At 61.7% G+C, this 25,198-nt stretch carries 21 protein-coding genes and 1 other RNA gene; 4 read left to right on the top strand and 18 right to left on the bottom strand.

Annotation, left to right across the window (positions count from 1 at the left end):
- Nucleotides 1–134 precede the first annotated feature (134 nt).
- Both BM70_RS0108400 and BM70_RS0108395 read left to right on the top strand, forming a co-directional pair.
- The gene (locus BM70_RS0108400) at nt 135–1,460 is read left to right on the top strand and encodes an OprD family porin (RefSeq protein WP_025855586.1); all 1,326 of its coding nucleotides are present in this window, start codon (nt 135–137) and stop codon (nt 1,458–1,460) included.
- A gap of 86 nt (nt 1,461–1,546) precedes the next feature.
- On the top strand, nt 1,547–3,040 hold the full coding sequence (locus BM70_RS0108395; protein ID WP_025855585.1) for a sensor domain-containing diguanylate cyclase: 1,494 nt from the start codon (nt 1,547–1,549) through the stop codon (nt 3,038–3,040).
- A 269-nt stretch (nt 3,041–3,309) separates the two neighbouring features.
- Here the strand turns inward: BM70_RS0108395 and lpxC are convergent, their stop codons facing one another.
- From lpxC to rsmI, 18 genes are all read right to left on the bottom strand, one after another.
- A complete protein-coding gene (gene lpxC, locus BM70_RS0108390) occupies nt 3,310–4,221 on the bottom strand; it encodes a UDP-3-O-acyl-N-acetylglucosamine deacetylase (protein WP_003171886.1) in 912 nt (303 codons plus the stop codon).
- 112 nt (nt 4,222–4,333) lie between these two features.
- The gene (gene ftsZ / locus BM70_RS0108385; protein ID WP_010170471.1) at nt 4,334–5,530 is read right to left on the bottom strand and encodes a cell division protein FtsZ; all 1,197 of its coding nucleotides are present in this window, start codon (nt 5,528–5,530) and stop codon (nt 4,334–4,336) included.
- 66 nt (nt 5,531–5,596) lie between these two features.
- Nucleotides 5,597–6,859, bottom strand: coding sequence for a cell division protein FtsA (gene ftsA / locus BM70_RS0108380; RefSeq protein WP_025855584.1), 1,263 nt, complete (start codon nt 6,857–6,859; stop codon nt 5,597–5,599).
- Between the two features lie 15 nt (nt 6,860–6,874).
- Nucleotides 6,875–7,744 carry a cell division protein FtsQ/DivIB gene (locus BM70_RS0108375; protein WP_025855583.1) on the bottom strand — a complete coding sequence of 290 codons (870 nt, stop codon included), beginning with the start codon at nt 7,742–7,744 and terminating at the stop codon, nt 6,875–6,877.
- A 4-nt stretch (nt 7,745–7,748) separates the two neighbouring features.
- A complete protein-coding gene (locus BM70_RS0108370; protein ID WP_025855582.1) occupies nt 7,749–8,705 on the bottom strand; it encodes a D-alanine--D-alanine ligase in 957 nt (318 codons plus the stop codon).
- The gene (murC, locus tag BM70_RS0108365) at nt 8,702–10,147 is read right to left on the bottom strand and encodes a UDP-N-acetylmuramate--L-alanine ligase (protein WP_025855581.1); all 1,446 of its coding nucleotides are present in this window, start codon (nt 10,145–10,147) and stop codon (nt 8,702–8,704) included. The genes BM70_RS0108370 and murC overlap by 4 nt, the downstream gene beginning before the upstream one ends.
- Complete coding sequence (murG, locus tag BM70_RS0108360; protein ID WP_025855580.1) at nt 10,140–11,210, bottom strand: undecaprenyldiphospho-muramoylpentapeptide beta-N-acetylglucosaminyltransferase; 1,071 nt, start codon at nt 11,208–11,210, stop codon at nt 10,140–10,142. The genes murC and murG overlap by 8 nt, the downstream gene beginning before the upstream one ends.
- Complete coding sequence (gene ftsW / locus BM70_RS0108355) at nt 11,200–12,423, bottom strand: putative lipid II flippase FtsW (RefSeq protein WP_043274188.1); 1,224 nt, start codon at nt 12,421–12,423, stop codon at nt 11,200–11,202. Before ftsW ends, murG begins: the two co-directional genes overlap by 11 nt.
- On the bottom strand, nt 12,420–13,766 hold the full coding sequence (gene murD, locus BM70_RS0108350; protein WP_025855578.1) for a UDP-N-acetylmuramoyl-L-alanine--D-glutamate ligase: 1,347 nt from the start codon (nt 13,764–13,766) through the stop codon (nt 12,420–12,422). The genes ftsW and murD overlap by 4 nt, the downstream gene beginning before the upstream one ends.
- Before the next feature lie 6 nt (nt 13,767–13,772).
- Nucleotides 13,773–14,855 carry a phospho-N-acetylmuramoyl-pentapeptide-transferase gene (mraY, locus tag BM70_RS0108345; protein WP_016974240.1) on the bottom strand — a complete coding sequence of 361 codons (1,083 nt, stop codon included), beginning with the start codon at nt 14,853–14,855 and terminating at the stop codon, nt 13,773–13,775.
- Nucleotides 14,855–16,225 carry a UDP-N-acetylmuramoyl-tripeptide--D-alanyl-D-alanine ligase gene (murF, locus tag BM70_RS0108340; RefSeq protein ID WP_025855577.1) on the bottom strand — a complete coding sequence of 457 codons (1,371 nt, stop codon included), beginning with the start codon at nt 16,223–16,225 and terminating at the stop codon, nt 14,855–14,857. The genes mraY and murF overlap by 1 nt, the downstream gene beginning before the upstream one ends.
- Nucleotides 16,218–17,681 carry a UDP-N-acetylmuramoyl-L-alanyl-D-glutamate--2,6-diaminopimelate ligase gene (locus BM70_RS0108335; RefSeq protein ID WP_025855576.1) on the bottom strand — a complete coding sequence of 488 codons (1,464 nt, stop codon included), beginning with the start codon at nt 17,679–17,681 and terminating at the stop codon, nt 16,218–16,220. The genes murF and BM70_RS0108335 overlap by 8 nt, the downstream gene beginning before the upstream one ends.
- Nucleotides 17,681–19,423 (bottom strand): penicillin-binding protein 2, encoded by a 1,743-nt coding sequence (locus tag BM70_RS0108330; protein WP_165447909.1) that lies wholly within the window; start codon nt 19,421–19,423, stop codon nt 17,681–17,683. The genes BM70_RS0108335 and BM70_RS0108330 overlap by 1 nt, the downstream gene beginning before the upstream one ends.
- The gene (gene ftsL / locus BM70_RS0108325; protein ID WP_010213047.1) at nt 19,423–19,716 is read right to left on the bottom strand and encodes a cell division protein FtsL; all 294 of its coding nucleotides are present in this window, start codon (nt 19,714–19,716) and stop codon (nt 19,423–19,425) included. The genes BM70_RS0108330 and ftsL overlap by 1 nt, the downstream gene beginning before the upstream one ends.
- Nucleotides 19,713–20,660 carry a 16S rRNA (cytosine(1402)-N(4))-methyltransferase RsmH gene (rsmH, locus tag BM70_RS0108320; protein ID WP_025855575.1) on the bottom strand — a complete coding sequence of 316 codons (948 nt, stop codon included), beginning with the start codon at nt 20,658–20,660 and terminating at the stop codon, nt 19,713–19,715. Before rsmH ends, ftsL begins: the two co-directional genes overlap by 4 nt.
- A complete protein-coding gene (mraZ, locus tag BM70_RS0108315; protein WP_003171868.1) occupies nt 20,657–21,112 on the bottom strand; it encodes a division/cell wall cluster transcriptional repressor MraZ in 456 nt (151 codons plus the stop codon). The genes rsmH and mraZ overlap by 4 nt, the downstream gene beginning before the upstream one ends.
- A gap of 354 nt (nt 21,113–21,466) precedes the next feature.
- Nucleotides 21,467–21,820: RNase P RNA component class A (gene rnpB, locus BM70_RS31830), an RNA gene on the bottom strand.
- A gap of 96 nt (nt 21,821–21,916) precedes the next feature.
- Entirely contained in the window at nt 21,917–22,822 is a 906-nt protein-coding gene (rsmI, locus tag BM70_RS0108310; RefSeq protein ID WP_177326541.1) for a 16S rRNA (cytidine(1402)-2'-O)-methyltransferase, read from the bottom strand.
- 176 nt (nt 22,823–22,998) lie between these two features.
- Here rsmI and BM70_RS0108305 point away from each other — a divergent pair, with 176 nt between their 5' ends.
- Both BM70_RS0108305 and BM70_RS32220 read left to right on the top strand, forming a co-directional pair.
- Entirely contained in the window at nt 22,999–24,810 is a 1,812-nt protein-coding gene (locus BM70_RS0108305; protein WP_025855573.1) for a penicillin-binding protein activator, read from the top strand.
- Nucleotides 24,810–25,181, top strand: a complete 372-nt coding sequence (locus BM70_RS32220) for a YraN family protein (RefSeq protein WP_081782046.1) — start codon at nt 24,810–24,812, stop codon at nt 25,179–25,181. Before BM70_RS0108305 ends, BM70_RS32220 begins: the two co-directional genes overlap by 1 nt.
- Nucleotides 25,182–25,198 lie beyond the last annotated feature (17 nt).

Here is a 25,198-nt window from a genome sequence, read left to right as displayed (position 1 = left end):
GATTTATTTCCAGGGCTCTACACTGGGAATCTGTCTTAAAGCCGCTGACTTCAGCGGCTTTTTTTTGCCGTAAAAAAGGCCAGGCACCCACCCACGACATTGGCCGTTTCCGATTGACCAAAGGAGCTACACCGGTGAAGAACTCGCTGACGTTCACCCCGTTATTCCTCGCAATTGCAGCAACGATCACGCCCCTTCTTGCCCACGCGGCAGACACCCCCCCTGCCGACGGTTTCGTCGCCGGCGCCCACCTCAATATCAACACCCGCAACTACTACATGAACCGCGACCGTCGCGATATCCACACCGATGACAGCAAGGAGTGGGGCCAGGGTTTCATCGGCCTCTTCGAATCCGGCTACACCCAGGGCACCGTCGGCTTCGGCCTGGACGCCCACGCCATGCTCGGTCTCAAACTGGACGGCGGTGGCGGCACCGATGGCTCCAGCATCCTTCCGTACGGCGGTGGCAACGGCAAGGCGCCGGGCTCGTTCTCGACAGCGGGTGGCACCTTGAAAATGCGCGCATTCGATACCGAGCTGAAAGCCGGCGACCTGTTCCTCAATAACCCGATGATCGCCGGCGGCGCGACCCGCATGCTGCCGCAGACCTTCCGTGGCGTGAGCCTGACCAACCACAGCCTCGACGGCTGGATGTTCGAAGGTGGCCAGGCCAGCTTCACCAAGTTCTACAACCAGAGCGGCCACCGCCGCATCGGCACCAGCTACGGCGCGTTGCCCGAGAATACGGACAGCCAGCACATGAACTGGGCCGGCATATCGTTCAGTGGTATCGACGGGCTGACCAGCAACCTCTACGCCTCCGAGCTCAAGGACGTGTGGAATCAGTACTACTACGACCTGGACTACACCTATGTGGTGAACGAGATGATCAGTCTCAACCCCGGTCTGCACTACTACCACACCCAGGACACGGGGCAGTCGCTGCTGGGGAATATCAACAACAACACCTACAGCCTGCACTTCACCGTGGACGTCGGCCACCACAGCGTCACCGCCACGTACCAGCGGGTCAACGGCAACACCCCGTTCGACTACATCGCCCAGGGCGACAGCGTGTACCTGGACAACTCCCAGCAATACTCCGACTTCAACGGCCCCAATGAGCGCTCGTGGAAACTCAAGTACGCCTATAACTTCGGCGGCCTGGGCCTGCCCGGCCTGACCTCGGCGGTGTCCTACATCAGCGGCAAGACCGACCTGACCAAGGTCGACCCGCAAAGCCGTGGCTACAGTGCCTGGTACAGCGCCGATGGCAAGGACGCCCAGCATTGGGAACGGGATATCGACCTCAAATACGTGGTACAGGGCGGCAAGGCCAAGGACCTGGCAGTACGCCTGCAATGGGCGGTCAACCGCGGCAGCAACGGCTACTCGGCGGTGGACCGGGACGTGGATGAATACCGGCTGATCGTCGACTATCCGATCAACGTGTTCTGACGGACGGATCTTTCTTTTAAACCCTGGATTCAATTTTCATCGGGTAGAACTAAACTGCCAGCATCCTCACCGCTGAAGTCTGCCCGATGAGTCAACCCCACGTCCGAACCTTGCCGGCACGCCCGGAGCTGTTACTGATTCTGGGTAGTGGCCTGACGGTTGCCCTGATCGTGGTGATCGTCGCGGCGTTGCTGGTCCGTGAACACGCCAGCACTCTGCAGGCCGCCAAGCGCGCCACCAGCAACATCACCCAACTGATCAATGCCGATGTGCTGCGAAACGTCGAGCTGTATGACCTGGCCCTGCAAGGGCTGATCGCAGCCACCACGCGCAGGGACTTGAGCCAAGTGTCGCCGCAGATCCGGCACCTGGTGCAGTTTGATCAATCCACGGCGGCGCCCTTCAAGGGCGAAGTGCTGTTGCTGGATGCCAGCGGCACAGTGATTGCCGACTCTTCGACGCTAGGGCCGACGCCGCGCAACTTCGCCAGCCGCGATTACTTCCAGGCCCATCAACGCACGTCCGAGGCGGGTTTGTTTATCAGCCGGCCGTTCAAGATCCACTGTGCCTGTGAGCAGGTCTGGCGTATCGCTTTCAGTCGTCGGGTGACCGGGCCCAACGGCGAGTTTGCCGGCGTGGCCGTGGCGACCATGCGCCTGGCGTATTTCGACCAGTTGTTCAACCGCCTGGCCATCGGCAATGGCAGCTCCGTCAACTTACTGAATAACAAGGGCGTCCTCCTGGCCCAGCAACCGTTGCTGGAACGCGACATGATCGACAAAGACCTGAGCGATCGCCCCAACTTCAAACGCATCCTGCGCGAAGGCGAAGGCAGCTTCCGGGCGATTTCCGCCATTACTGGCCAAGAGCGTTTGTATACCTTCAGCAACGTGGGTGAGTTGCCGCTGATCGTGGTGGTGGCGCTGGCCGCCGATGACGTGTTCGCCCCCTGGCAACGCGCCGCGCTGCTGACCAGCAGTGCCACCGGCATCCTCTGTATCGGTCTGTTGTGGCTGGCCTGGATGCTGCGCCGCGAACTGCGCCGTCGTTATCGCACAGAGCGTGTGCTGTCAGAACTGGCAGCCACCGACGCCCTGACCGGCCTGGCTAACCGTCGCATCCTGGACGAACGCCTGCGCCTGGAGTGGGATCGCGCGCAACGCTCGACTGAGCCGCTGACGGTGCTGATGATCGATGTGGACCACTTCAAGGCGTTCAACGACCGCCACGGCCATCACGGCGGCGATGAAGCGCTGCGCACGGTCGCGCAGGTGATCGGCACCAATATCCGCCGCCCGGCCGATCTGGCGGCACGTTATGGCGGTGAAGAGTTCGCGGTGGTGCTGCCGGTGACCGACGCCAAGGGCGCCTGGGTGATCGCCGAGCATATCCGCAGCGGCATCGAGCACCTGCCAAGGGTGGCGGGGGATGCGCAGCCGATTACGGTGAGCATTGGCATGAGCACCTGGGACAAGCGCAGCCGGCTGTCATTGGAGGCGTTGTTGCTGAGTGCGGATCAGGCGTTGTACGAGGCCAAGCACACAGGCCGTAACCGTATTGTGGATGCTTCGTACCTTTAATGGGCATGGAGTTTCTGTAGTGAGCGGGCTTGCCCCGCGCTGGGCTGCGGAGCAGCCCCTGAATGACCCGTGCAGTTTTGCCTGACAAAACGCCGCGTCTACTTTTAGGGCCGCTTCGCAGCGCAGCGCGGGGCAAGCCCGCTCGCCACATTAAGCCTACACACCACAGTAAGCTTGCTCAGCACCACAGTCATGTACCCCATAAAACTCAGGCAAAAAAAAGGCCACCCGAAGGCAGCCTTTCAAAACTAAAGAAAGAGAGTTGTGACTTACACCGCCGCAACGGGACGCATGTAAGAGATCGGTGCGGTGCTGGCATCTTCGAAGGTCACGACTTCCCAAGCATCTGTCTGCTCAATCAACTTGCGCAGCAACTGGTTGTTAAGGGCATGGCCCGACTTGAAGCCTTTGAACTCGCCTATCAGGCTATTGCCCAGCAGGTAGAGGTCACCGATTGCATCGAGGATCTTGTGCTTCACGAATTCGTCTTCGTAGCGAAGGCCGTCTTCGTTCAATACACCATCCGCGTCGACCACAATGGCGTTTTCAACGCTGCCGCCGAGTGCGAGGTTGTGCTTGCGCAGGTACTCGATGTCACTCATGAAACCAAAGGTACGGGCGCGGCTGACTTCTTTTACGAACGAAGTGCTGGAAAAATCCACGCTTGCACTTTGGGTGCGGTCACGGAATACCGGGTGATCGAAATCGATCTCAAAGCTCACTTTAAAGCCTTCGAACGGGACGAAGGTGGCGCGCTTGTCGCCGTCTTCTACTGTCACTTCCCGCAGAATGCGAATGAACTTCTTGGCTGCGTCCTGTTCTTCCAGGCCGGCAGATTGAATCAAGAATACGAAGGGTCCAGCGCTGCCATCCATGATCGGGACTTCGGACGCGGAGAGCTCGACGTAGGCGTTATCGATGCCCAGGCCAGCCATGGCCGAGAGCAAGTGCTCCACCGTATCCACTTTGACGTCACCGTTGACCAATGTGGTCGACATGGTGGTTTCGCCAACGTTTTCCGCGCGAGCAGGAATCTGCACCACAGGGTCCAGGTCGGCACGCACAAACACGATGCCGGTGTCGACAGGTGCAGGCTTGAGGGTCAGGTATACCTTCTCCCCGGAGTGCAGACCTACACCTGTGGCACGAATAATATTCTTCAGGGTGCGTTGTTTAATCATGGCTTGGACCGCTTCAGCGCAAATTGCGAACTGGTATCAACAAAGGCTGGCGATAATAGCAGACCAGACCTTTGCTGAACACCAATCACCTTCATAGCCCTGATACATTCCATTAATCGGCCTGACGACGCAGGAATGCCGGGATGTCCAGGTAGTCCAGATCATCTTGCGGATTCGGGCTACGGGACGCCGCAGCACCGGCCTGAGCCTGGTTGCGCATCACGGTCGGACGGTCCAGGTCACGGTAGTTCACAGACGGCAGTTCCTGGCGCGCAGGCGCTGGAGCGGCAGCTTGCTGGCTGGCGTGGCTGGTGTGAACGGTATTGTCGATGACCTTCACAGGCTTCTCGATTTTTGCGCCCAGGCCGGTGGCAACCACGGTCACGTGCAGTTCGTCGCGCATGTCCGGATCGATAACGGTACCGACTTTGACCATCGCGTGCTCGGAAGCGAAGGCTTCGATGATGCTACCCACGTCGGAGTACTCACCCAGGGACAGGTCAGGACCGGCGGTGATGTTCACCAGGATGCCGCGTGCGCCTTGCAGGTTCACGTCTTCCAGCAGCGGGTTGCGGATGGCCGCTTCAGTGGCTTCACGCGCACGGTTAGGACCGCTGGCGCAGCCAGTGCCCATCATCGCCATGCCCATTTCGCTCATCACGGTGCGTACGTCGGCAAAGTCGACGTTGATCATGCCTGGGCGCTTGATGATGTCGGAGATACCGCGAACGGCACCGGCCAGTACATCGTCAGCCTTGGCGAAGGCGGACAGCAGGCTTGCATCCTTGCCCAGGATGGTCAGCAGCTTCTCGTTGGGGATGGTGATCAACGAGTCGACGCTTTCAGACAGCAGACGGATGCCTTCGTCGGCGATCTGCATGCGCTTGCGACCTTCGAACGGGAACGGACGGGTCACCACAGCTACCGTCAGAATGCCCATTTCCTTGGCCACTTCGGCAATGATCGGCGCAGCACCGGTACCGGTACCGCCGCCCATGCCGGTGGTGATGAACACCATGTTGGTGCCTTGCAGCACTTCGGCAATACGCTCGCGGTCTTCCAGCGCGGCTTGACGGCCGACTTCCGGGTTGGCGCCAGCGCCGAGGCCTTTGGTCACGGCAGTGCCCAATTGCAGGATGGTCCGCGCGCCGATGCTTTTCAGCGCCTGGGCATCAGTGTTGGCGCAGATGAATTCAACGCCTTCAATGTTGCTCTTGACCATGTGGTTGACAGCGTTGCCGCCGCCACCGCCGACACCGATCACTTTGATGACCGGGCTTGCGGGGATGTTGTCTACGAGTTCGAACATGTTCCCTCTCCTTTCGTTTTCTCTAGTTTTTTCGCCTACTGCTTACAGCGGTGTTGCGGTAAATCGTTAGAAGTTGCCCTTGACCCATGCCTGCAACCGCTCGAACAACGGCGCCTTGGCCTCGTCGTCGCTGCGGTAGCTGTCACGGTTGCTCGGGCCCGACAGGGAAATGCCGTCGGTCTGCTTTTGCAGCCCGTACAACAGCAAGCCCACACCGGTGGAATAAATCGGGTTGCGTACCACGTCGCCCAGGCCTTTGACGCCATGGGGAACACCCAGGCGAACCGGCATGTGGAAGATTTCCTCGGCCAGCTCGACCGCGCCTTCCATCTTCGAGGTACCACCGGTCAGCACGATGCCGGCCGGGATCAGGTCTTCGTAGCCGCTGCGGCGCAGTTCAGCCTGGATCAGGGTGAACAGTTCGTCGTAGCGGGGCTCGACCACTTCGGCCAGCGCCTGGCGCGACAGCTCGCGCGGTGGACGGTCGCCCACGCTTGGCACCTTGATGGTCTCGCCGGCACCGGCCAGCTTGGCCAGGGCGCAGGCGTAGCGGATCTTGATTTCTTCGGCGTACTGGGTCGGTGTACGCAGCGCCATGGCGATGTCGTTGGTCACCTGGTCACCGGCAATCGGGATCACGGCGGTGTGACGGATCGCACCCTCGGTGAAGATCGCGATGTCAGTGGTGCCGCCGCCGATGTCCACCAGGCAGACGCCCAGTTCTTTTTCGTCGTCGGTCAGTACCGAGTAGGCCGAAGCCAGTTGCTCGAGAATGATGTCGTCGATTTCCAGGCCGCAGCGGCGCACGCATTTTTCAATGTTCTGTGCGGCATTGACGGCGCAGGTCACCACGTGGACCTTGGCTTCCAGGCGTACGCCCGACATGCCCAGGGGCTCGCGGACGCCTTCCTGGTTATCGATCACGTAGTCCTGCGGCAGGGTGTGCAGCACGCGCTGGTCAGCCGGGATCGCCACGGCCTGGGCCGCGTCGAGGACCCGCTCAAGGTCGGCCGAGCTGACCTCGCGGTCGCGGATCGCCACGATGCCGTGAGAGTTCAGGCTGCGGATATGGTTGCCGGCCACGCCGACGAACGCCGAGTGGATCCGGCAACCGGCCATCAGCTGCGCTTCTTCGATGGCGCGCTGGATCGATTGCACGGTGGACTCGATGTTCACCACCACGCCCTTCTTCAGGCCCCGGGACGGATGCGTGCCAATACCGACGATTTCGATCGTGCCGTCTTCCCCGACCTCGCCCACCAGCGCCACCACCTTGGAGGTGCCGATATCGAGACCGACGATCATTTTGCCGCTTTGCACGTTTGCCATGGGTCCTGCCTCTTCTTAATTCTTCGCGACAGCGGGTTGCGCTGCCGTGGGCGCAGCCGGTTCACGCCAGCCGACGGCAAGGCCGTTGGCGTAACGCAGGTCGACGCTCGCAATGTTCGTAATCTGTTCTTTCAAGGTCTTGTCATAGATGGCAATGAAACGGCGCATCTTTTCCACCAAGCGGTCGCGTCCCAGCAACAACTGGATGCCCGGGCCGGAACTGCCTGCCCCGGTCGTCAAAAACCAGCTGCCCCGTTCACGCAGTTCCAGGCGTGCAATGGAGAAGCCCAGTGGCCGCAGCATCTGGCTCAAGGCCTGGTACTGCTGCATCACTTGCTGCTGCGCCCGCTGCGGCCCGAACAGCTGCGGCAGGTGCTCGTAGTTGGCCAGCTCACGCGGGGTGAACGCCTGGCCCTGGTTGTTCAGCAGTGCTTCGTCGCCCCAACGGGCCACGGGCAGTTGTTCTTCCAGGCGGATCGTCACCTGGTCCGGCCATACGCGGCGGACTTCGGCGTGGGCAATCCACGGCATCTGTTCCAGTTCCGAACGCATGCCGGCCAGGTCGATGGTAAAGAAGCTCGCCGCCAGATACGGGCCGATGCGCTGCTGTACCGCCTGCTGGCTGATGTAGCTCAAGTCGCCCTGCACGCTGATCCTGGTGATCGGACGGTCGGCATACGGCAACAGACGCTGGGCGCCCTCGTAGGTTCCGAAGCCCAACACCACCAGCAGCACAGGCCAGTACAGCGCCTTGAGGAAACCAAAATTGGCTTTCGGCAGGCGCGCCGACATCGGCTCTTTAGCCACCATCCGGCTGGCACCCCGTGGCACCGGCTTGCGGCTCGGGGCTTGTGGGGGCTGATGACGAAGCGATGCGCCGTTCATGTGCTTAGCCTCTAGGCTCGATGCTTGCGGCCAGGATCGCCAGCACCAACTGCTGGAAATCCAGACCGGCGGCACGGGCGGCCATAGGTACCAGGCTGTGGTCGGTCATGCCCGGAGCGGTGTTGACTTCCAGGAACCAGAAATTCCCTTGGTCATCCTGCATCACGTCTGCCCGCGCCCAACCGGCGATACCCAGCGCCTCACAGGCTTTCGCCGTGAGGTCCATCAATTCTTTTTCCTTGGTTGCGTCGAGGCCACACGGGATCCGGTACTGGGTATCGGATGCCAGGTACTTGGCGTCGTAGTCGTAAAAGGTGTGGGGCGTGCCCAATGCGATAGGCGGCAATACCTGGCCACGCAGGGTGGCGATGGTGTACTCGGGACCCTGGATCCACTGTTCCACCAACACTTGCGAATCGTAGGTACTTGCCGCTTTCCATGCGTCGATCAATTCGGCGGCCGAGTTCACTTTGGCCATGCCGATACTGGAGCCTTCATGGGCTGGTTTGACGATCAAAGGCAGGCCCAGTTCCTTGGCTGCAGAAATACAATCGTCTTCGCTGCACAGAACACTGTGACGCGGGGTTGGAATACCCAGGCTGTGCCACACCTGCTTGGTGCGCAGCTTGTCCATCGCCAGTGCCGACGCGAGGATGCCGCTGCCGGTGTAAGGGATGCCAGCGCACTCCAGCAGGCCTTGCATACTACCGTCTTCACCGCCACGGCCGTGCAGAATGATGAAGGCGCGGTCGATCTTCTCGGCCTGCAGGCGGGCGAGGAAGTCATCACCCACATCGATGCCGAACGCGTTCACACCGGCGCTTTGAAGCGCTTCGAGCACGGCATTGCCGGACTTGAGCGACACTTCGCGCTCGGCGCTCTTGCCACCGAACAATACGGCCACGCGGCCGAAGTCGGCAGGCGTGATCGTGGAAAACAGGGAGGCGTAGTCAGTGATCATTTCGCCGCTCCCTTTTTTGCCGCAAACAGCGGGCTCGCCAGCAATTTAGGCGCAAGGCCACCGATATCACCGGCGCCCTGGCACAGCAGGATGTCGCCGGCACGCAGCAGCGGCTTGACGATCGGCGCCAGGTCCACACCACGCTCGATGTAGATCGGGTCCAACTGCCCACGCTGACGGATGCTGTTGCACAGCTTGCGGCTGTCGGCGCCCGGGATCGGCTCTTCACCGGCCGGGTAGACTTCCATCAGCAGCAGCACATTGGCATCGGCCAATACATTGACGAAGTCGTCGTACAGGTCGCGGGTACGGCTGTAGCGGTGCGGCTGGTAGACCATCACCAGGCGGCGCTCTGGCCAGCCACCGCGCACGGCCTTGATCACAGCAGCGACTTCGGTCGGGTGGTGACCGTAGTCGTCCACCAGCATCACGTCACCGCCTTCTACCGGCAACTGGCCGTAGACCTGGAAGCGACGGCCCACGCCGGCAAAGCGCGACAGGCCTTCGACGATGGCGTCATCGCTGACGCCCTCGTCGGTGGCAATGCAGATGGTCGCCAGGGAATTGAGTACGTTGTGGTTGCCCGGCATGTTCACCGACACATCCAATGGCTCGCGATCCGGGCGCAGTACGGTGAAGAAGGTTTGCATGCCTTCCTGGCGTACATTGATTGCGCGCACATCGGCGTCTTCGCTGAAGCCGTAGGTCACGGTCGGACGCTTGACCAGCGGCAGGATTTCACGCACCACCGGATCGTCCAGGCACACCACCGCCAGGCCGTAGAACGGCAGGTTGTGCAGGAACTCGACAAAGGTTTTCTTCAACTTGTTGAAGTCACCGTCATAGGTCGCCATGTGGTCGGCGTCGATGTTGGTGACCACGGCCACCAACGGCTGCAGGTGCAGGAAGCTGGCATCGCTTTCGTCGGCTTCGGCGATCAGGTAGCGGCTGGTGCCGAGCTGGGCATTGGTGCCGGCTGCATTCAGGCGGCCACCGATGACGAAGGTCGGGTCCAGGCCACCGGCGGCGAACACCGAGGCGATCAGGCTGGTGGTGGTGGTTTTGCCATGGGTACCGGCGACGGCGATGCCGTGGCGATAACGCATCAGCTCGGCCAGCATCTCGGCGCGTGGCACCACGGGAATGCGGCGCTCAAGGGCGGTGGCCACTTCCGGGTTGGAGGTGTTCACGGCACTGGAGACCACCAGCACGTCAGCCTCGGCGGCGTTCTCGGCGCGGTGGCCGATAAAGATCTGCGCGCCAAAGGACTTCAGGCGATCGGTGACCGGCGACTCTTTCAGGTCGGAGCCGGACACCTGGTAGCCCAGGTTCAGCAACACTTCGGCAATGCCGCACATGCCCACACCGCCGATACCGACGAAGTGGATGCGACGGATACGGCGCATTTCCGGTTGCGGCATGGCTTTCTGATTCTCAACCATGGGCCACCTCCAGGCAGATATCGACCACGGTGCGGGTTGCGTCAGGCTTGGCCAGGCGGCTTGCGGTGCTCGCCATGCTGTTGAGTCGTTCCGGTTGCATCAAAACCTCGGTCAGGCGTGCGGCCAAATCGGCGGCGCCAGTCGTTCTTTGCGGCAGCAGGAAAGCAGCGCCCTCCCCGGCCAAATATTCGGCGTTGCGGGTCTGGTGATCGTCGATCGCATGGGGCAAAGGCACCAGCAAGGACGGCAGACCGGCGGCGGCCAGTTCACTGACGGTCAGCGCACCAGCGCGACAGACCACCAGGTCGGCCCAGCCATAGGCATGGGCCATGTCTTTGATGAAGGGCTGTACGTTCGCCTCCACACCGGCTTCGCGATAGCGAGTGGCGGTGACTTCATCGTGATTCTTGCCAGCCTGGTGGAAGATCTCCGGACGCAATTCCACAGGGAGTTGCGCCAGCGCTTCCGGCAGCAATTTGTTCAGCGGCTCGGCGCCCAGGCTTCCGCCCAGGATCAGCAGGTGCGCCTTGCGCCCGACCAGCGCCTGGCGGGCGATGTCCATGAACAGCTCGGTGCGCACCGGGTTGCCGGTGGTACGGCGCTTGCTCGACGCGCTGAACGTATTCGGGAATGCTTCACACACCCGCGCGGCCAATGGCACCAGCAGGCGGTTGGCGGTACCGGCGACGGCGTTCTGCTCGTGCACGATCACCGGCACGCCGGCAAGCCTGGCCGCGACACCGCCAGGGCCGGTCACGTAACCGCCAAAGCCGAGTACACAGACCGGGTTCAGCTCACGAATCACTTTGCGGGCCTGCCACACCGCCTTGAGCAACACGAACGGCGCCTTGAGCAGGGACAGCTTGCCCTTGCCACGCAGGCCAGTGACGTTGATCAGGTGCAGCGACAAGCCTGCGTTCGGTACCAATTCGTTTTCGATGCCACGCGGTGTGCCCAGCCAGTGCACGGTGTAGCCACGGTTCTGGAATTCCCGCGCACACGCCAGGGCCGGGAACACATGGCCCCCGGTGCCGCCCGCCATGATCAGCACGTTAGCGCCCATGGGATGGCTCCTCGGCGAAGTCGCTTTCGCTGAACTCCATCTCTTCGCTGCCCAGGTGGGTTCGACTTTCCCACTCGATGCGCAGCAACAAGCCCAGGCACGCGCAGCAAATCACCAACGAACTGCCGCCGTAACTGAGGAACGGCAAGGTCAGGCCCTTGGTCGGCAGCAAGCCGACGTTCACACCGATGTTGATCAGGAACTGGCCGATCCACAGGAACGACAAGCCGTACGCCACATAGGCGGCGAAATACTGCTTGGCCTTCTCGGCCCACAAGCCGATGTACATGCCGCGCACGCACACGAACACGAACAGCGCGACGGTGCACAGCGAACCGACCACGCCGAGCTCTTCGGCAAGTACCGAGAAGACGAAGTCGGTGTGCGCTTCCGGCAGGTAGAACTGCTTCTGCACGCTGTTGCCCAGGCCCACGCCCAGCCATTCGCCACGACCGAAGGCGATCAGCGCCTGGGTCAACTGGTAGCCGGAACCGAACTGATCGGACCACGGGTCGGTAAAGGTAATCAGACGCGCCATCCGGTAGGGTTGCGCCTGGACCAGAATGGTCACGGCCGCCACCGCCAGCACCACCATCAAAGTGAAACGGAACAGGCCCACGCCGCCGAGGAACAGCATCGCCGCCGCGGCGCCCATCATGACGACCGTGGCACCGAAGTCGGGCTCCATCAGCAACAGGCCGGCCATCGGCAGCAGCACGATGAACGGCTTGAAGAAGCCCATCCAGCTCTCGCGCACTTCTTTCTGGCGACGGACGAGGTAGCCCGCGAGGTAGATCACCACGAATACCTTGGCGATTTCCGACGGCTGCACGTTGAACGCACCGAAGCCGATCCAGCGCATCGAACCGTTCACCTCCCGGCCGATGCCGGGCAGGATCACCATGATCAGCAAGCCGAACGCGCCGATCAGCATCAGCCAGCCCAGGCGCTGCCAGGTGGCGATAGGGATCATCATGGTAACGATGCACGCGCCCAGGCCGAGCACCAGGTACACCAGGTGACGAATCATCATGTACAGGGTGTTGCCCGACTGCACGGCGGCCACTTCGGAGGATGCCGAAGTAATCATTACCAGGCCCAGGCCGAGCAGCGCCAGGCAACCGGCGAGCATCGGGAAGTCGAGGTCGATACCGCGCCCGGTGATGATCGGCGAAGGATACGGCTTGATGATGTTTCTGAAATTGATACTCATGCCAAGGCCTCCACGGCGCGGGCGAACAGCTGGCCACGCTCTTCGTAGTTCTTGAACATGTCGAAACTGGCGCAGGCTGGCGATAGCAGCACCGCGTCACCTGGCTGGGCCAGGGCTTTGCAGTGGGCGATGGCGTCGTCCAGCGAAGTGACGCGCACGTGCGGCACCGCATCGCCCAGGGCGGCAGCGATCAGGTCGGAATCGCGCCCCATCAACACCACGGCGCGGCAATGTTCAGCCACCGGGCCTTTGAGGTCCTTGAAGTCGGCCCCCTTGCCGTCGCCGCCAGCGATCAGCACCAGCTTGCCTTCGATATCGGCGCCGAGGCCTTCGATGGCCGCCAGGGCCGCACCGACGTTGGTGGCCTTGGAGTCGTTGTAATAGCTGACGCCATTCAGGTCGCGCACCCACTGGCAGCGATGCTCGAGGCCGCCAAAGGTACGCAGCGCAGACAGCATGGCATCAAATGGCAGGCCAACGGCATGGCCGAGCGCCAGGGCCGCCAGGGCGTTGGACTGGTTATGCGCGCCACGGATTTTCAGCTCGCGTACCGGCATCAGGTTCTGGAATTCGAAGGCCAGGTATTTCTCGCCGTTCTCTTCGCGAATACCAAAGGCCTTGAAATCGGGTTTGCCCAGGCCGAAGGTCCAGCACGGCAGGCCCTCGCCCATCAACGGACGGCTCAGGGCATCCTGGCGGTTGACCACCACTTGCCTGGCACCGCGGAAGATCCGGTGCTTGGCCAGGTGATAGGCCGGCAGGCCGCTGTAGCGGTCCATGTGGTCTTCACTCACGTTCAACACGGTGGCCACTTCGGCGCCCAGGTCGTGGGTGGTTTCCAGCTGGAAGCTCGACAGCTCCATCACGTACAGCTCGACGTCGTCGCTGAGCAGGTCCAGTGCCGGTGTGCCAAGGTTGCCGCCCACGGCCACGCGTTTGCCGGCCGCAGCCGCCATCTCGCCGACCAGGGTGGTCACGGTGCTTTTCGCGTTGGAACCGCTGATTGCCACGATCGGCGCCTTCGCGTTACGCGCGAACAGGTCGATATCGCCGGACAGCTTGACGCCACGCGCGGCGGCGGCTTGCAGGGCCGGTGTCGCCAGGGCCAGGCCGGGGCTCACGTAGAGCTCATCGGCGCGGCACAGAAACTCGACATCCAACTCGCCACAACGCACTTCCACGTGCGGGTAGTCACGGCGCAGCGTGACCAGCTCCGGTGGATTTTCCCGCGTGTCGGCCACGGCAAACGGCTTGCCCCGGTTCGCCAGGAAGCGAACCAGGGACATGCCGCTCTTGCCGAGGCCGACAACGATGCGGAAGTGGTCTGAAGCGATCAGGGACACTCGTTTCTACCTCAGTTTCAGGGTGGCAAGGCCGATCAGCACCAGAATCACGGTGATGATCCAGAAGCGGACGATCACACGTGGCTCGGGCCAGCCCTTGAGTTCAAAGTGGTGGTGAATCGGCGCCATGCGGAACACACGACGTCCGGTCAATTTGAAGGAAGCCACCTGGATGACCACCGACAGGGTTTCCATCACGAACACACCGCCCATGATGAACAGCACGATTTCCTGGCGAACGATCACCGCGATGGTGCCCAGGGCCGCGCCCAGCGCCAGCGCGCCGACGTCGCCCATGAAGACTTGTGCGGGATAGGTGTTGAACCACAGGAAGCCGAGGCCGGCACCGATCAGCGCGCCGCAGAACACAATCAGCTCACCCGCGCCCGGCACATAAGGGATCAGCAGGTATTCGGCGAATTTCACGTTACCCGACAGGTAGCAGAAGATGCCGAGCGCGCCGCCCACCATCACCGTTGGCATGATCGCCAGGCCGTCAAGGCCGTCAGTCAGGTTGACCGCGTTGCTGGAGCCGACGATCACGAAGTAGGTCAGCACCACGAAACCGATGCCCAGGGGAATGCTGGCGTCCTTGAGCATCGGGATGATCAAGGTCGTCTCAACGGCGCTTGGCGCAGTGGTGTAAAGGAAGATCGCAGCGCCGAGGCCGAACACCGACTGCCAGAAATACTTCCAGCGGCTAGGCAAGCCCTTGGAGTTCTTCTCGATCACCTTGCGATAGTCATCCACCCAGCCGATGGCGCCGAACAGCAGGGTCACCAACAGCACCACCCACACATAACGGTTGTGCAGGTCAGCCCACAGCAGGGTGCTGATGCCGATGGACGACAGGATCAGCGCACCGCCCATGGTCGGGGTGCCGGATTTGGACAGGTGCGACTGCGGGCCGTCATTGCGAACCGATTGACCAATTTGCAGGTTCTGCAGGGTGCGGATCATCCACGGCCCCAGGAACAGCGACAAACACAACGCGGTCAGCACACCCAGGATCCCGCGCAGGGTCAGGTACTGAAAGACCGCGAAGCCTTTGTGGAACTGTTGCAGATACTCAGCCAGCAGCAGCAGCATTAATGTTTCTCCGTACTTGAGCCACACAAGGCCGCGACGACGTTTTCCATCACCGCGCTGCGCGATCCCTTGATCAAAATGGTTGTGTGTTTGTCGTGTTCAGCCGCCGTCAGCGCCTGGATCAGCTCGGCCTGGGTGGCGAAATGCTGCGCGCCGCGACCAAAGGCTTCGACGGCGTGGGCCATGTTCTTGCCGACCGCATAGAGCGCGTCGACTTTGCCGGCCGCATAAGCGCCGACTTCGCGATGGCCCTGTTCAGCCCAATCGCCCAACTCGCCGATATCGCCCAATACCAGGACCTTGCGTCCGACGAAGCCCGTGAGCAGGTCAACAGCGGCATTGATGGAGGACGGGTTGGCGTTGTAGGTGTCATCGATCACGCGCATGCCATTGGTCGCGAGTTGGGCGACCGTGCGGCCCTTGACCGGCTGCACCGCGCCCAGGCCTGTGGCGATACCGAACAGCGACACGCCCAGGGCGTATGCGGCTGCAGCTGCGGCCAAGGCGTTGGCGACGTTATGGTTGCCCAGCAGATTCAACTGCACGTGCTCGCTGCCTTGCGGGGTGTGCAAGGTGAAGGACGGGCAACCACGGGCATCGACAGTGATGTTGGAGGCATGGAAATCGGCCGCCGCGTTGAGCACGGCAAACGTCAGGACCTTGCGACCGGCGGCACGTACACGCCAGGTTTCGAAGGCCTTGTCGTCAAGATTCAGTACAGCGGTGCCCGAGGCATCGAGGCCTTCGAGGATTTCACCCTTGGCTTCGACGATTTTTTCCGGGCCGCCGAACTCGCCGACATGGGCGGTACCGGCGTTGTTGATGATCGCAACGTGAGGCTTGGTCAGCGCCACGGTGTAGGCGATTTCGCCAATACGCGAAGCGCCCAGTTCAATCACGGCCGCGGTGTGTTCCGGGGCCAGTTCGAGCAGGGTCAGCGGAGCGCCGAAATCATTGTTCAGGTTGCCACGGGTGGCGTGCACCGGCCCGCGCGTACGCAACACGCCGGCGAGCAGCTCCTTGACCGTGGTCTTGCCGCTGGAGCCGGTGATGGCCGCAACGGGATTGGTGAAGGCGGCACGGTTCAACGCGCCCAACTGACCGAGGGCCAGACGGGTGTCGGCGACCAGCAGTTGCGGCAGTGTGGTGTCCGCCACTTCGCGCTGCACCAAGGCACCCACGGCACCTTTGGCGGCGACTTCATTCAGGTAGTCGTGACCATCGAAGCGCGGGCCCGCCAGTGCGATAAACAGTTGCCCCGGCTTGATGTTGCGACTGTCGATACTGACGCCGTCGAAGCTGCAATCGCTCGACAGTACGCGGGCCGACAGGGCCTGGGTCAGTTCGCTGAACCTCATCGCTTTAAGCATGGGCGACCTCCCAGGCGGTCAGGGCGTGATCAGCCTCGACCAGATCGGAGAAGGCATGGCGTTCGCCGTTGATTTCCTGATAGTCCTCGTGCCCCTTACCGGCCAGCACCACCACGTCGTCAGCGCTGGCGCTGGCGATCAGTTGGGCAATGGCCGCGCCGCGACCGGCGACGAAAGTGGCCTTGGACGCGTCTTTGAAGCCAACGCGGATGTCATCGAAAATCTGGCTCGGGTCTTCGCTGCGTGGGTTGTCGTCGGTAACGAGCACGCCATCGGCCAGGCGCTCGACGATCTCGGCCATCAAGGGCCGCTTGCCGCGATCGCGATCACCGCCACAGCCGAACAGGCAGAGCAATTTACCCTTGGCGTGGGGACGCAGGGCCACCAGGACTTTTTCCAGGGCGTCCGGCGTGTGGGCATAATCGACCACGACCAGCGGCTGCGTGCCGCCGCCCAGACGCTGCATGCGCCCGGCCGGCCCTTCCAGTTTCGGCAGCACGCGCAGGATTTCGTCCAGCGCGTAATCGAGGCCGAGCAACGCGCCGATGGCGGCGAGGACGTTGCTCAGGTTGAAACGACCGAGCAGGCTGCTGCGCAAATGGTGCTCGCCCTGCGGCGTCACCAGCGTGGCGCGCACGCCTTCGTCATTGAATTGGGCTTCACGGCAATACAGGTACGCGCTGGCATCTTCCAGGCTGTAGCTGATCAGGCGCGACTCACGGTCTTCGGCAGCCAACTGGCGACCGAACGCGTCGTCCAGGTTCACCACCCGGCACTTGAGGTCGTTCCAGGCAAACAGCTTGGCCTTCTCGGCTGCGTAGGCCTCCATGGTGCCGTGGTAGTCCAGGTGATCGCGGGACAGATTGGTCATCACCGCGACGTCGAAGGCCAGTGCGGCCACGCGTCCCTGGTGCAAGCCGTGGGACGACACTTCCATGGCAACCGCCTTGGCACCGGCCTTTTTCAGGTCGGCCAGGGTCGCTTGCACGGCGATCGGGTTCGGCGTGGTGTGCAGGCCGCTTTGCAGCGCGCCGTAGAAACCGGTGCCCAGGGTGCCGACGATGCCGCAGTGCTGACCCAGCAGGTCAAGGGCCTGGGCAATCAACTGGGTCACGCTGGTCTTGCCGTTGGTGCCAGTGACGCCGACCAGGTTGAGCTGGCGGCTCGGGTCACCATAAAAGCGCCCGGCGATATCGGACAACTGCGCAGCCAGGCCTTTGACCGGAATCAACGGCACGTCAGTGATCGGCAGCACAGTGGCGCCGTCCACTTCGTAAGCCACGGCAGCAGCGCCGCGCTGCAACGCATCCGCGATGTGCGCACGGCCATCGAACTTGCCACCCGGCACGGCCAGGAACAGGTCACCGGCACGCACATTACGGCTGTCCAGGCTCAGCTCGCGGATCAACAGATCGCGACCGGCATGGGCAAAAATCTTGTTCAGGCTAAGAGACATCAGCCGCGCCCTCCATTGGCTTTTACAGCAGCGGCCGGTGGACCGGCGTTCGCTTGTTGGGTCGGCGGCAGGTTGTCCGGCGTGATGTTCATCAGGCGCAGGGTGCCGGACATCACTTTGCTGAACACGGGCGCCGAGACCAGGCCACCGAAGTAACCGGCTTTGCTCGGCTCATCGATCACAACGACGATGGCGTAGCGCGGGTCGCTCATCGGGCCGAAGCCGGCGAACAGCGAACGGTAGGAGTTTTCGGCGTAGCCCTTGGTGCCCACCGAGGTTTTACGCGCAGTACCCGACTTGCCGGCCACGTGATACGCCGGCACCTGGGCACGGAATACGCCGCGCGGTGCTTCGATCACTTGTTGCAGCATGCCTTGCATGGTCTTGGCGACGTTTTCCGGGATCACCTGGGTGGCTTTCGGTGCTTCATCGACGTGGATCAGGCTCAGCGGCACCATGCGACCATTGTTGGCCAGCACGGAGAAGGCGTGCGCCAGCTGGATCGCGGTCACCGACAGGCCGTAGCCATAGGAAAGCGTGGCGGTCTCGGCTTTTTTCCAGTCGCGGTAGTTCGGCAGGTTGCCTACGCGCTCGCCCGGGAAGTCGAGGCCGGTGGGTTGGCCCAGGCCGATTTTCTGCGCCAGGTGGTAGATGGTTTCGCCGCCGATATCGAAGGCAACCTTACTCATGCCGACGTTACTGGAGTTGATCAGGATACCTGTCAGATCCAGCACCGGACCTTCGGTGCGCGACACGTCACGAATGGTGTATTTGCCCAACTGCAGGGTGCCTGGGTACACCTCGACCTTGTCGCTGGGTTTCCAGCGTCCGGTTTCCAGGGCGGCACTCATGGAGATGGCTTTCATGGTCGAACCCGGCTCGAACACGTCGATCATCGCGCGGTTGCGCATCATCGCCGGCTGCAGGTTGCGACGGTTATTGGGGTTGTAGGTCGGCTGGTTGACCATGGCGAGGATCTCGCCGGTCTTCACGTCCATGATCACCAGGCTACCGGCCTTGGCGCCGTTCTCGATGATCGCGTTACGCAGCTCGCGGTTGGCCAGATACTGCAGGCGCAGGTCAATCGACAACGCCAAGGGCTTACCGGCCTTGGCGTTCTTGGTGACTTGGACATCCTTGATCAGTCTTCCGCGCCGATCCTTGATGACTTGTCGTTTGCCGGGAACCCCGGCGAGCCATTCATCGTAGGCGAGTTCCACACCCTCACGGCCGTGGTCATCAATGTCGGTGAAGCCAACCATGTGCGCGGTGGTTTCACCGGCGGGGTAGAAACGACGGAATTCCTCGATGCCATAGACGCCGGGGACTTTAAGGTCGAGCACTTGCTGGCCCTGCTCAGGCGTCAGGCCACGAACAAGGTAGATGAATTCTTTGTTGGCCTGGGCTTCAAGGCGTTCGGCCAAGGCTTTCGGGTCCTGGCCCAGGGCAGCAGCGAGCGCTGGCCAACGGTCCTTGGCCACTTGCAGCTCCTTGGCGTTGGCCCACAGGGTGGTCACCGGCGTACTGACGGCCAGAGGCTCGCCATTACGGTCGGTAATCAGGCCGCGGTGTGCAGGAATGGGGATATGCCGCAGGCTGCGGGCATCGCCCTGGCCGATCAGGAAGTCACGGTCGACCACTTGCAGGTCGATGATCCGCCAGGCGATCGCCCCCACCATCAATGCCAGCAAGCCGAGCATCAGCCGGAAACGCCATGGGTAGAGTGCGCCTTCGAGCTTCATCATGGCGCCACCATGCGAACTTCGGCCGCGCCCGGAATGTGCATTTTCAGCTGTTCGGTGGCCAGCACTTCGATGCGGCTATGGGCCGTCCAGGTGCTTTGCTCCAGGATCAGCCGACCCCATTCCGCTTGCGCCTTGTCACGCACACTCAGTTCCCCGTACAGGGTATTGAGCAGTTGGCGGTTGTAGTGGGCGCTGTAGGACACCGCAATCGCGGAAATCAGTACGCCGACAAACAGCAGCAACATAAAGAAGCTGCCGCCCGGGAGGGGCTTGGCGAAAAGCTTGCTCACCGCAACTTCTCCGCGACACGCATGACAGCGCTACGGGAACGTGGGTTGGCCTTGAGTTCGGCTTCGGAAGCGAACTGCGCTTTGCCATGGATTTTGATTTTCGGCACAAAGGCCTCGAAACGTACCGGCAGGTTGCGCGGCAGGTTGTCGGACTCGCCCTTGACCAGGCGACGCATGAACAGTTTGACGATACGGTCTTCCAGGGAGTGGAAGCTGATCACCACCAGGCGACCGCCCACTTCCAGCGCCTCGAGGGCAGCCTCGAGGCCGGCCTCCAGGTCGCCCAATTCGTTGTTGACGTGAATGCGCAGGCCCTGGAACGCTCGGGTCGCAGGGTTCTTGCCCTTTTCCCAGGCCGGGTTGGCGACTTTCAGTACTTCGGCCAGGTCGGCAGTGCGCTCGAACGGCTGGATTTCGCGGCGCTCGACCACGGCGCGCGCCATGCGACCGGCGAAGCGTTCTTCACCGTATTCCTTGAACACGCGGGCGATTTCTTCCACCGGCGCGGTGGCGATGAACTGCGCGGCGCTGATGCCACGGGTCGGGTCCATGCGCATGTCGAGCGGGCCGTCATTCATGAAACTGAAGCCACGCTCCGGGTCGTCGAGCTGTGGCGAAGACACGCCCAGGTCGAGCAAAACCCCGGCCACCTTGCCTGCCATGCCGCGTTCGGCGACTTCGGCACCCAGCTCGGCAAAGCTGCGCTGCACAACGACAAAGCGGCCGTCTTCGGCCGCTAGCGCTTGCCCGGTGGCAATCGCTTGAGGGTCTTTGTCGAACCCGAGGAGTTTGCCGTCGGACCCGAGCTGGCTGAGTATCAAACGACTATGCCCGCCCCTGCCGAACGTGCCATCCAGATAGCAGCCATCCGCGCGTACGGCGAGAGCCTCAACGGCTTCGTCAAGCAGTACGGTGATGTGGTTAAAGCCGCTATCAATAGTCACAGGATCAGATCACGCAGTTCATCAGGCATGGCGCCCGGTTGTTGAATAGCAGCCAGGTCAGCTGCAGAAACAGCATCCCAGGCATCTTCGTCCCACAATTGGAACTTGTTCAGTTGGCCGACCAGCATTGCGCGCTTGTCCAGCTTGGCGTACTCGCGTAAACGCGGAGGCACCAGGAAACGACCGCTGCCATCGAGCTCGAGGTCGACGGCATTACCAATCAGCAAACGCTGCAGGCGGCGGTTTTCTTCACGCAATGAAGGCAGGGCGCGCAATTTGGTTTCGATCAACTCCCACTCATCGAGCGGGTAAACACATAAACAAGGGTCAACGGCATCGATGGTAATGATCAACTGTCCGGAACTTCGCGAAATGAGCTCGTCACGATACCGGCTCGGCATGGCGAGACGGCCTTTTGCATCGAGACTGATAGCGTTAGCTCCGCGAAACACAGATGCGTTTCTCCAAATTTTAGCGTTTTACGTTCAAAAAACCCACTTTGTGCCACTTTCCGCCACTTGCGCACACTATAGGAATGCGCCCACCACACCGTCAAGGCGCGGATTCAAGGAAAAGCCTTACAGAACGGAGATTTAGGAGCGTAAAAGGAGGGGAAACCAGAGTTCGACGATGTTTTTGGCCCAACAAGCACAGATAGCTCAAAGAGCTATGACCTGAAGTTAAAGTAATTTATTAAGAGTAAGATTTTTTTGGTATTACGAAGATGCATCTGCCAATGATTTGGCAGGGAGGGATTCTTGCGTTACTACCGGGTTTCTGCTCGAGATTCGGACAGAAGGAAAAAGGTGGAGAGTCGATCTATAAGCCGGGTTCTGTCTTGAACAGTCATTCGTCTACGATGGCCATCACTGGACATCTTTAGCAACCTACCCGGTCCCAGCGCGGGCCACGCCTTGGGACCCTATTTGGTCTTGCTCCAAGTGGGGTTTACCTAGCCACGAACTGTTGCCAGTCGTGCGGTGCGCTCTTACCGCACCTTTTCACCCTTACCGGCACCGAAGTGCTTAGGCGGTTATTTTCTGTGGCACTTTCCGTAGGCTCACGCCTCCCAGGCATTACCTGGCACTTCGCCCTATGGAGCCCGGACTTTCCTCCCCCCCCTAATTTTCATAGAGGGCAGCGACTGTCCAATCGACTCTCCGCCGCGCAGGTTAACGGCACGGCGGACTTAGGACAAGTAATAAAAGTTCAGAATTGCCATCACGTTCAGACGGAATACAGGTTTAATACCGGAACTAATCGGCTTTCTGCTTATCCAGCGCAGCTTGATATAAGAGGTTCTTGCGCACACCGGTAATTTCCGCCGCCAGTGCCGCAGCACGCTTGAGGGGCATCTCCTTGAGCAACAGGTCCAGGATGCGCATGGCCTCGCTGCCCACCGCGTCTTCATCCTCAGGCGCCGTCCAGCCCGCCACCAGCACCACACATTCACCGCGCTGCTGATTGCTGTCGCCTTCGACAAACGCGCGCAGGTCTTCCAGCGGCAGACCCTTGAGGGTTTCGAAGGTCTTGGTCAGCTCGCGGGCCAGCAGTGCCAGGCGTTCGCCGCCGAACACCAGCTCCATGTCCTGCAGGCATTCGAGGATCCGGTGCGGGGCCTCATAAAAGATCAATGTACGCGGTTCTTCCTTCAGCGCTTGAAGGCGGGCACGACGCCCCACCGCTTTGGCCGGCAGAAAACCCTCGAAGATAAAACGGTCGGAAGGCAGGCCAGCCGCCGACAATGCAGCGATCAGCGCGCACGCTCCCGGAACTGGCACTACATTGATACCTGCGGCCCGCGCCTGGCGCACCAGATGGTAGCCCGGGTCGGAGATCAGCGGCGTGCCCGCGTCGGAAATCAGCGCCACATCGTCACCTGCCAGCAGGCGCACGATAAAACGGCTGCCTTCTTCGCGCTCGTTGTGTTCATGGCAGGCCGCTAACGGCGTGCTGATACCAAAATGCTGCATCAAACGCTGGGAGTGTCGCGTATCTTCGGCCGCGATCAATTTAACGTCGCGCAACACTTTCAGTGCCCGAGCACTGATGTCGTCCAGGTTGCCAATGGGCGTCGCCACGACAAAAAGCGAGCCTGCAGTGGAATTCAAAGGACCTGGAGCAGTCAAAACGCACACCTCGATGGTTGGCAAAAGCGACATTGTAGCGCGTAGGCGCCTTGAAAATATGCCATCACGGCCGATGCCTTTCAGGCCGTTAATAGCCAACTGCAACATTTGCACGACCTAAATCGACGGTTTCACGCCAGTAACATCGCGCCTGGGCCAGTGCTTGGGTACAATTCCACGCTAATTTGATCGGTATCAGGAACACTTACATGATCGCTTGCCTGCGGCTGCTCTCCGCCCTCTGCCTCGCTGCCTTGCTGGCCGCGTGTGCCAGCTCGCCCTCGTCCAGCCTTGGCGACCTTCCACGGACCCCGGATGCCAGTATCGAGCAACTGCTCGAACAGGCCACGACCGCCAAGACGCCAGAAAAGGCCGCATTGCTGCGCCTGAGTGCGGCAGACATGGCCTACAAACAGAACAACCCTGGCCGCTCGTCGCAGATTCTTGCGCAAGTGCCCCTGGATGTCCTCAAGCCAGCTGCGCAAGTCTTTGCCAGCACCCTGGCCGCCGAACTGGCCATGGCGCGCAACCAGCCCAAGGCCGCGCTGGCCGCCCTGAACCACCCAAGCCTGCAAAGCCTGAAGGACCTGCCGCCTGAACAGCAGCTCCGCACCGGCAGCGTGCACGCCCGCGCCTATGAAGCCGATGGCCAGACCCTGGCTGCCGCGCGTGAGCGCGTCGCCATGGCCCCGCTGCTCACGGGCGATGCCGCCAAAAACAACCACGAAGCCATCTGGGTATTGATTGCCGCCCTGCCGGCCGAACAGCTGCAAGCCAGCGGCAACCCGGTGCTGGACGGCTGGATCACCCTGGCCCAGTCGGTCAAGGGCGCCGGCACGCTGGAGCAACAACAGGCGGCCATCGATACCTGGCGCACACAGAACCCGGGCCACCCGGCTGCGGTGCAACTGCCGACGCCGCTGACCAAGCTCAAGGAACTGGCCAGCCAGCCCCTGAACAAGATCGCCCTGTTGCTGCCGCAGGATGGCCCTCTGGCCTCCGTCGGCAAAGCGCTGCGTGAAGGCTTCATGGCTGCGCACTACCAGGCCGAACAAGCCGGGCAGAAGCCGCCGGTGATCGAGTTCTATGACAGCTCGCGCCTGACCTCCGTCGATGAGTTCTACGCCAAGGCCCAGGCTGCCGGCGTGCAGCTGGTGGTCGGCCCGCTGGAAAAACCACTGGTCAAACAACTCAGCGCCCGTCCGCAACTGCCCATCACCACCCTGGCCCTGAACTACAGCGAGACGGACCAAGCGCCGCCGCAACTGTTCCAGTTCGGCCTGGCCGCTGAAGACGAAGCCCGCGAAGTGTCGCGCCGGGCCCGTGCCGACGGCCTGCACCGCGCCGCTGCCATGGTGCCTCGCGGCGAATGGGGCGAGCGTGTCTACAAGGCCTTCCGCCAGGACTGGGAAGCCAATGGCGGAACGGTTGTTGGCGTCGAATACGTCGACCAGCCGGTTGCCCTGGCCCAGCAGATTGCCGACTTGTTCCAACTGCGTAAAAGCGAAGGCCGTGCCAAGAGCCTGCAAAGCACCGTTGGCACCGACGTCGCAGCGCAGCCGTCGCGTCGCCAGGACATCGAGTTCATCTTCCTGGCCGTGACGCCGCAACTGGCCCAGCAGATCAAGCCGACCCTGAACTTCCAATACGCCGGTGACGTACCGGTGTACGCCACGTCCCACGTGTTCAGCGCCAGCGGCGACAAGAACCAGTACCTGGACATGACCAATGTGATGTTCTGCGAAACCCCTTGGCTGCTCAACACCACTGACCCACTGCGCAACCAGGTCGCCGCTCAATGGCCGCAAGCCAATGGCAGCCTTGGTCGCCTGTACGCGATGGGCGTCGATGCCTACCGCCTGGCACCACGCCTGGGGCAACTCAAGGCGCTGCCGGACACCCGTGTCGACGGTCTGTCGGGCAACCTGGGCATCAGCGCCAACCAGCGCGTAGATCGCCAGATGCCATGGGCCAAATTTGTCGGCGGCGAGGTACAGCGTCTGCCGGACACTCCGCGCTGATGCCGGAGCGGTCCAGCGCACAAAGCGGCAGGGACGCCGAACTTCAAGCGCTCAAACATTTGCAGCAACGGGGTCTGCGCCTGCTGGCGCAGAACTGGTTATGTAAACGTGGCGAGCTTGATCTGGTCATGCTTGACGGCGATACAGTAGTATTCGTCGAAGTCCGCTACAGAAAACACGCACAATGGGGTGGCGCGCTCGCCAGTATCGACGGGCGCAAGCGTCAGAAACTGATACTCGCCGCGCAGTTTTTCCTGCAAAAAGAGCATCGCTGGGCCGACGCCCCCTGCCGTTTCGATGTGGTTGCCATAGAAAGCACACCGTCTGGTCAGGCTGATCTGAACTGGCTCAAAAATGCCTTCGACAGCTGATTCACCGGACATCTTCA

Origin of the sequence: Pseudomonas sp. CHM02 (assembly GCF_000612585.1) — a bacterium.
Lineage (GTDB): Bacteria > Pseudomonadota > Gammaproteobacteria > Pseudomonadales > Pseudomonadaceae > Aquipseudomonas.
Note: the sequence above shows the minus strand (reverse complement) of the source record. Positions and strands in the feature narration are given on the sequence as shown.

What these genes read in the sequence shown, in the direction of transcription:
- murC (WP_025855581.1), bottom strand. Translation starts at nt 10,147, where the DNA reads ATGGTTGAGAATCAGAAAGCCATGCCGCAACCGGAAATGCGCCGTATC.
- BM70_RS0108335 (WP_025855576.1), bottom strand. Translation starts at nt 17,681, where the DNA reads ATGTCTCTTAGCCTGAACAAGATTTTTGCCCATGCCGGTCGCGATCTG.
- ftsA (WP_025855584.1), bottom strand. Translation starts at nt 6,859, where the DNA reads ATGGCAAACGTGCAAAGCGGCAAAATGATCGTCGGTCTCGATATCGGC.
- BM70_RS32220 (WP_081782046.1), top strand. Translation starts at nt 24,810, where the DNA reads ATGCCGGAGCGGTCCAGCGCACAAAGCGGCAGGGACGCCGAACTTCAA.
- BM70_RS0108330 (WP_165447909.1), bottom strand. Translation starts at nt 19,423, where the DNA reads ATGAAGCTCGAAGGCGCACTCTACCCATGGCGTTTCCGGCTGATGCTC.
- murF (WP_025855577.1), bottom strand. Translation starts at nt 16,225, where the DNA reads ATGCTTAAAGCGATGAGGTTCAGCGAACTGACCCAGGCCCTGTCGGCC.
- BM70_RS0108375 (WP_025855583.1), bottom strand. Translation starts at nt 7,744, where the DNA reads ATGAACGGCGCATCGCTTCGTCATCAGCCCCCACAAGCCCCGAGCCGC.
- BM70_RS0108370 (WP_025855582.1), bottom strand. Translation starts at nt 8,705, where the DNA reads ATGATCACTGACTACGCCTCCCTGTTTTCCACGATCACGCCTGCCGAC.
- murG (WP_025855580.1), bottom strand. Translation starts at nt 11,210, where the DNA reads ATGGGCGCTAACGTGCTGATCATGGCGGGCGGCACCGGGGGCCATGTG.
- mraY (WP_016974240.1), bottom strand. Translation starts at nt 14,855, where the DNA reads ATGCTGCTGCTGCTGGCTGAGTATCTGCAACAGTTCCACAAAGGCTTC.
- BM70_RS0108305 (WP_025855573.1), top strand. Translation starts at nt 22,999, where the DNA reads ATGATCGCTTGCCTGCGGCTGCTCTCCGCCCTCTGCCTCGCTGCCTTG.
- rsmI (WP_177326541.1), bottom strand. Translation starts at nt 22,822, where the DNA reads ATGTCGCTTTTGCCAACCATCGAGGTGTGCGTTTTGACTGCTCCAGGT.
- lpxC (WP_003171886.1), bottom strand. Translation starts at nt 4,221, where the DNA reads ATGATTAAACAACGCACCCTGAAGAATATTATTCGTGCCACAGGTGTA.
- ftsZ (WP_010170471.1), bottom strand. Translation starts at nt 5,530, where the DNA reads ATGTTCGAACTCGTAGACAACATCCCCGCAAGCCCGGTCATCAAAGTG.
- ftsW (WP_043274188.1), bottom strand. Translation starts at nt 12,423, where the DNA reads ATGAGTATCAATTTCAGAAACATCATCAAGCCGTATCCTTCGCCGATC.
- BM70_RS0108395 (WP_025855585.1), top strand. Translation starts at nt 1,547, where the DNA reads ATGAGTCAACCCCACGTCCGAACCTTGCCGGCACGCCCGGAGCTGTTA.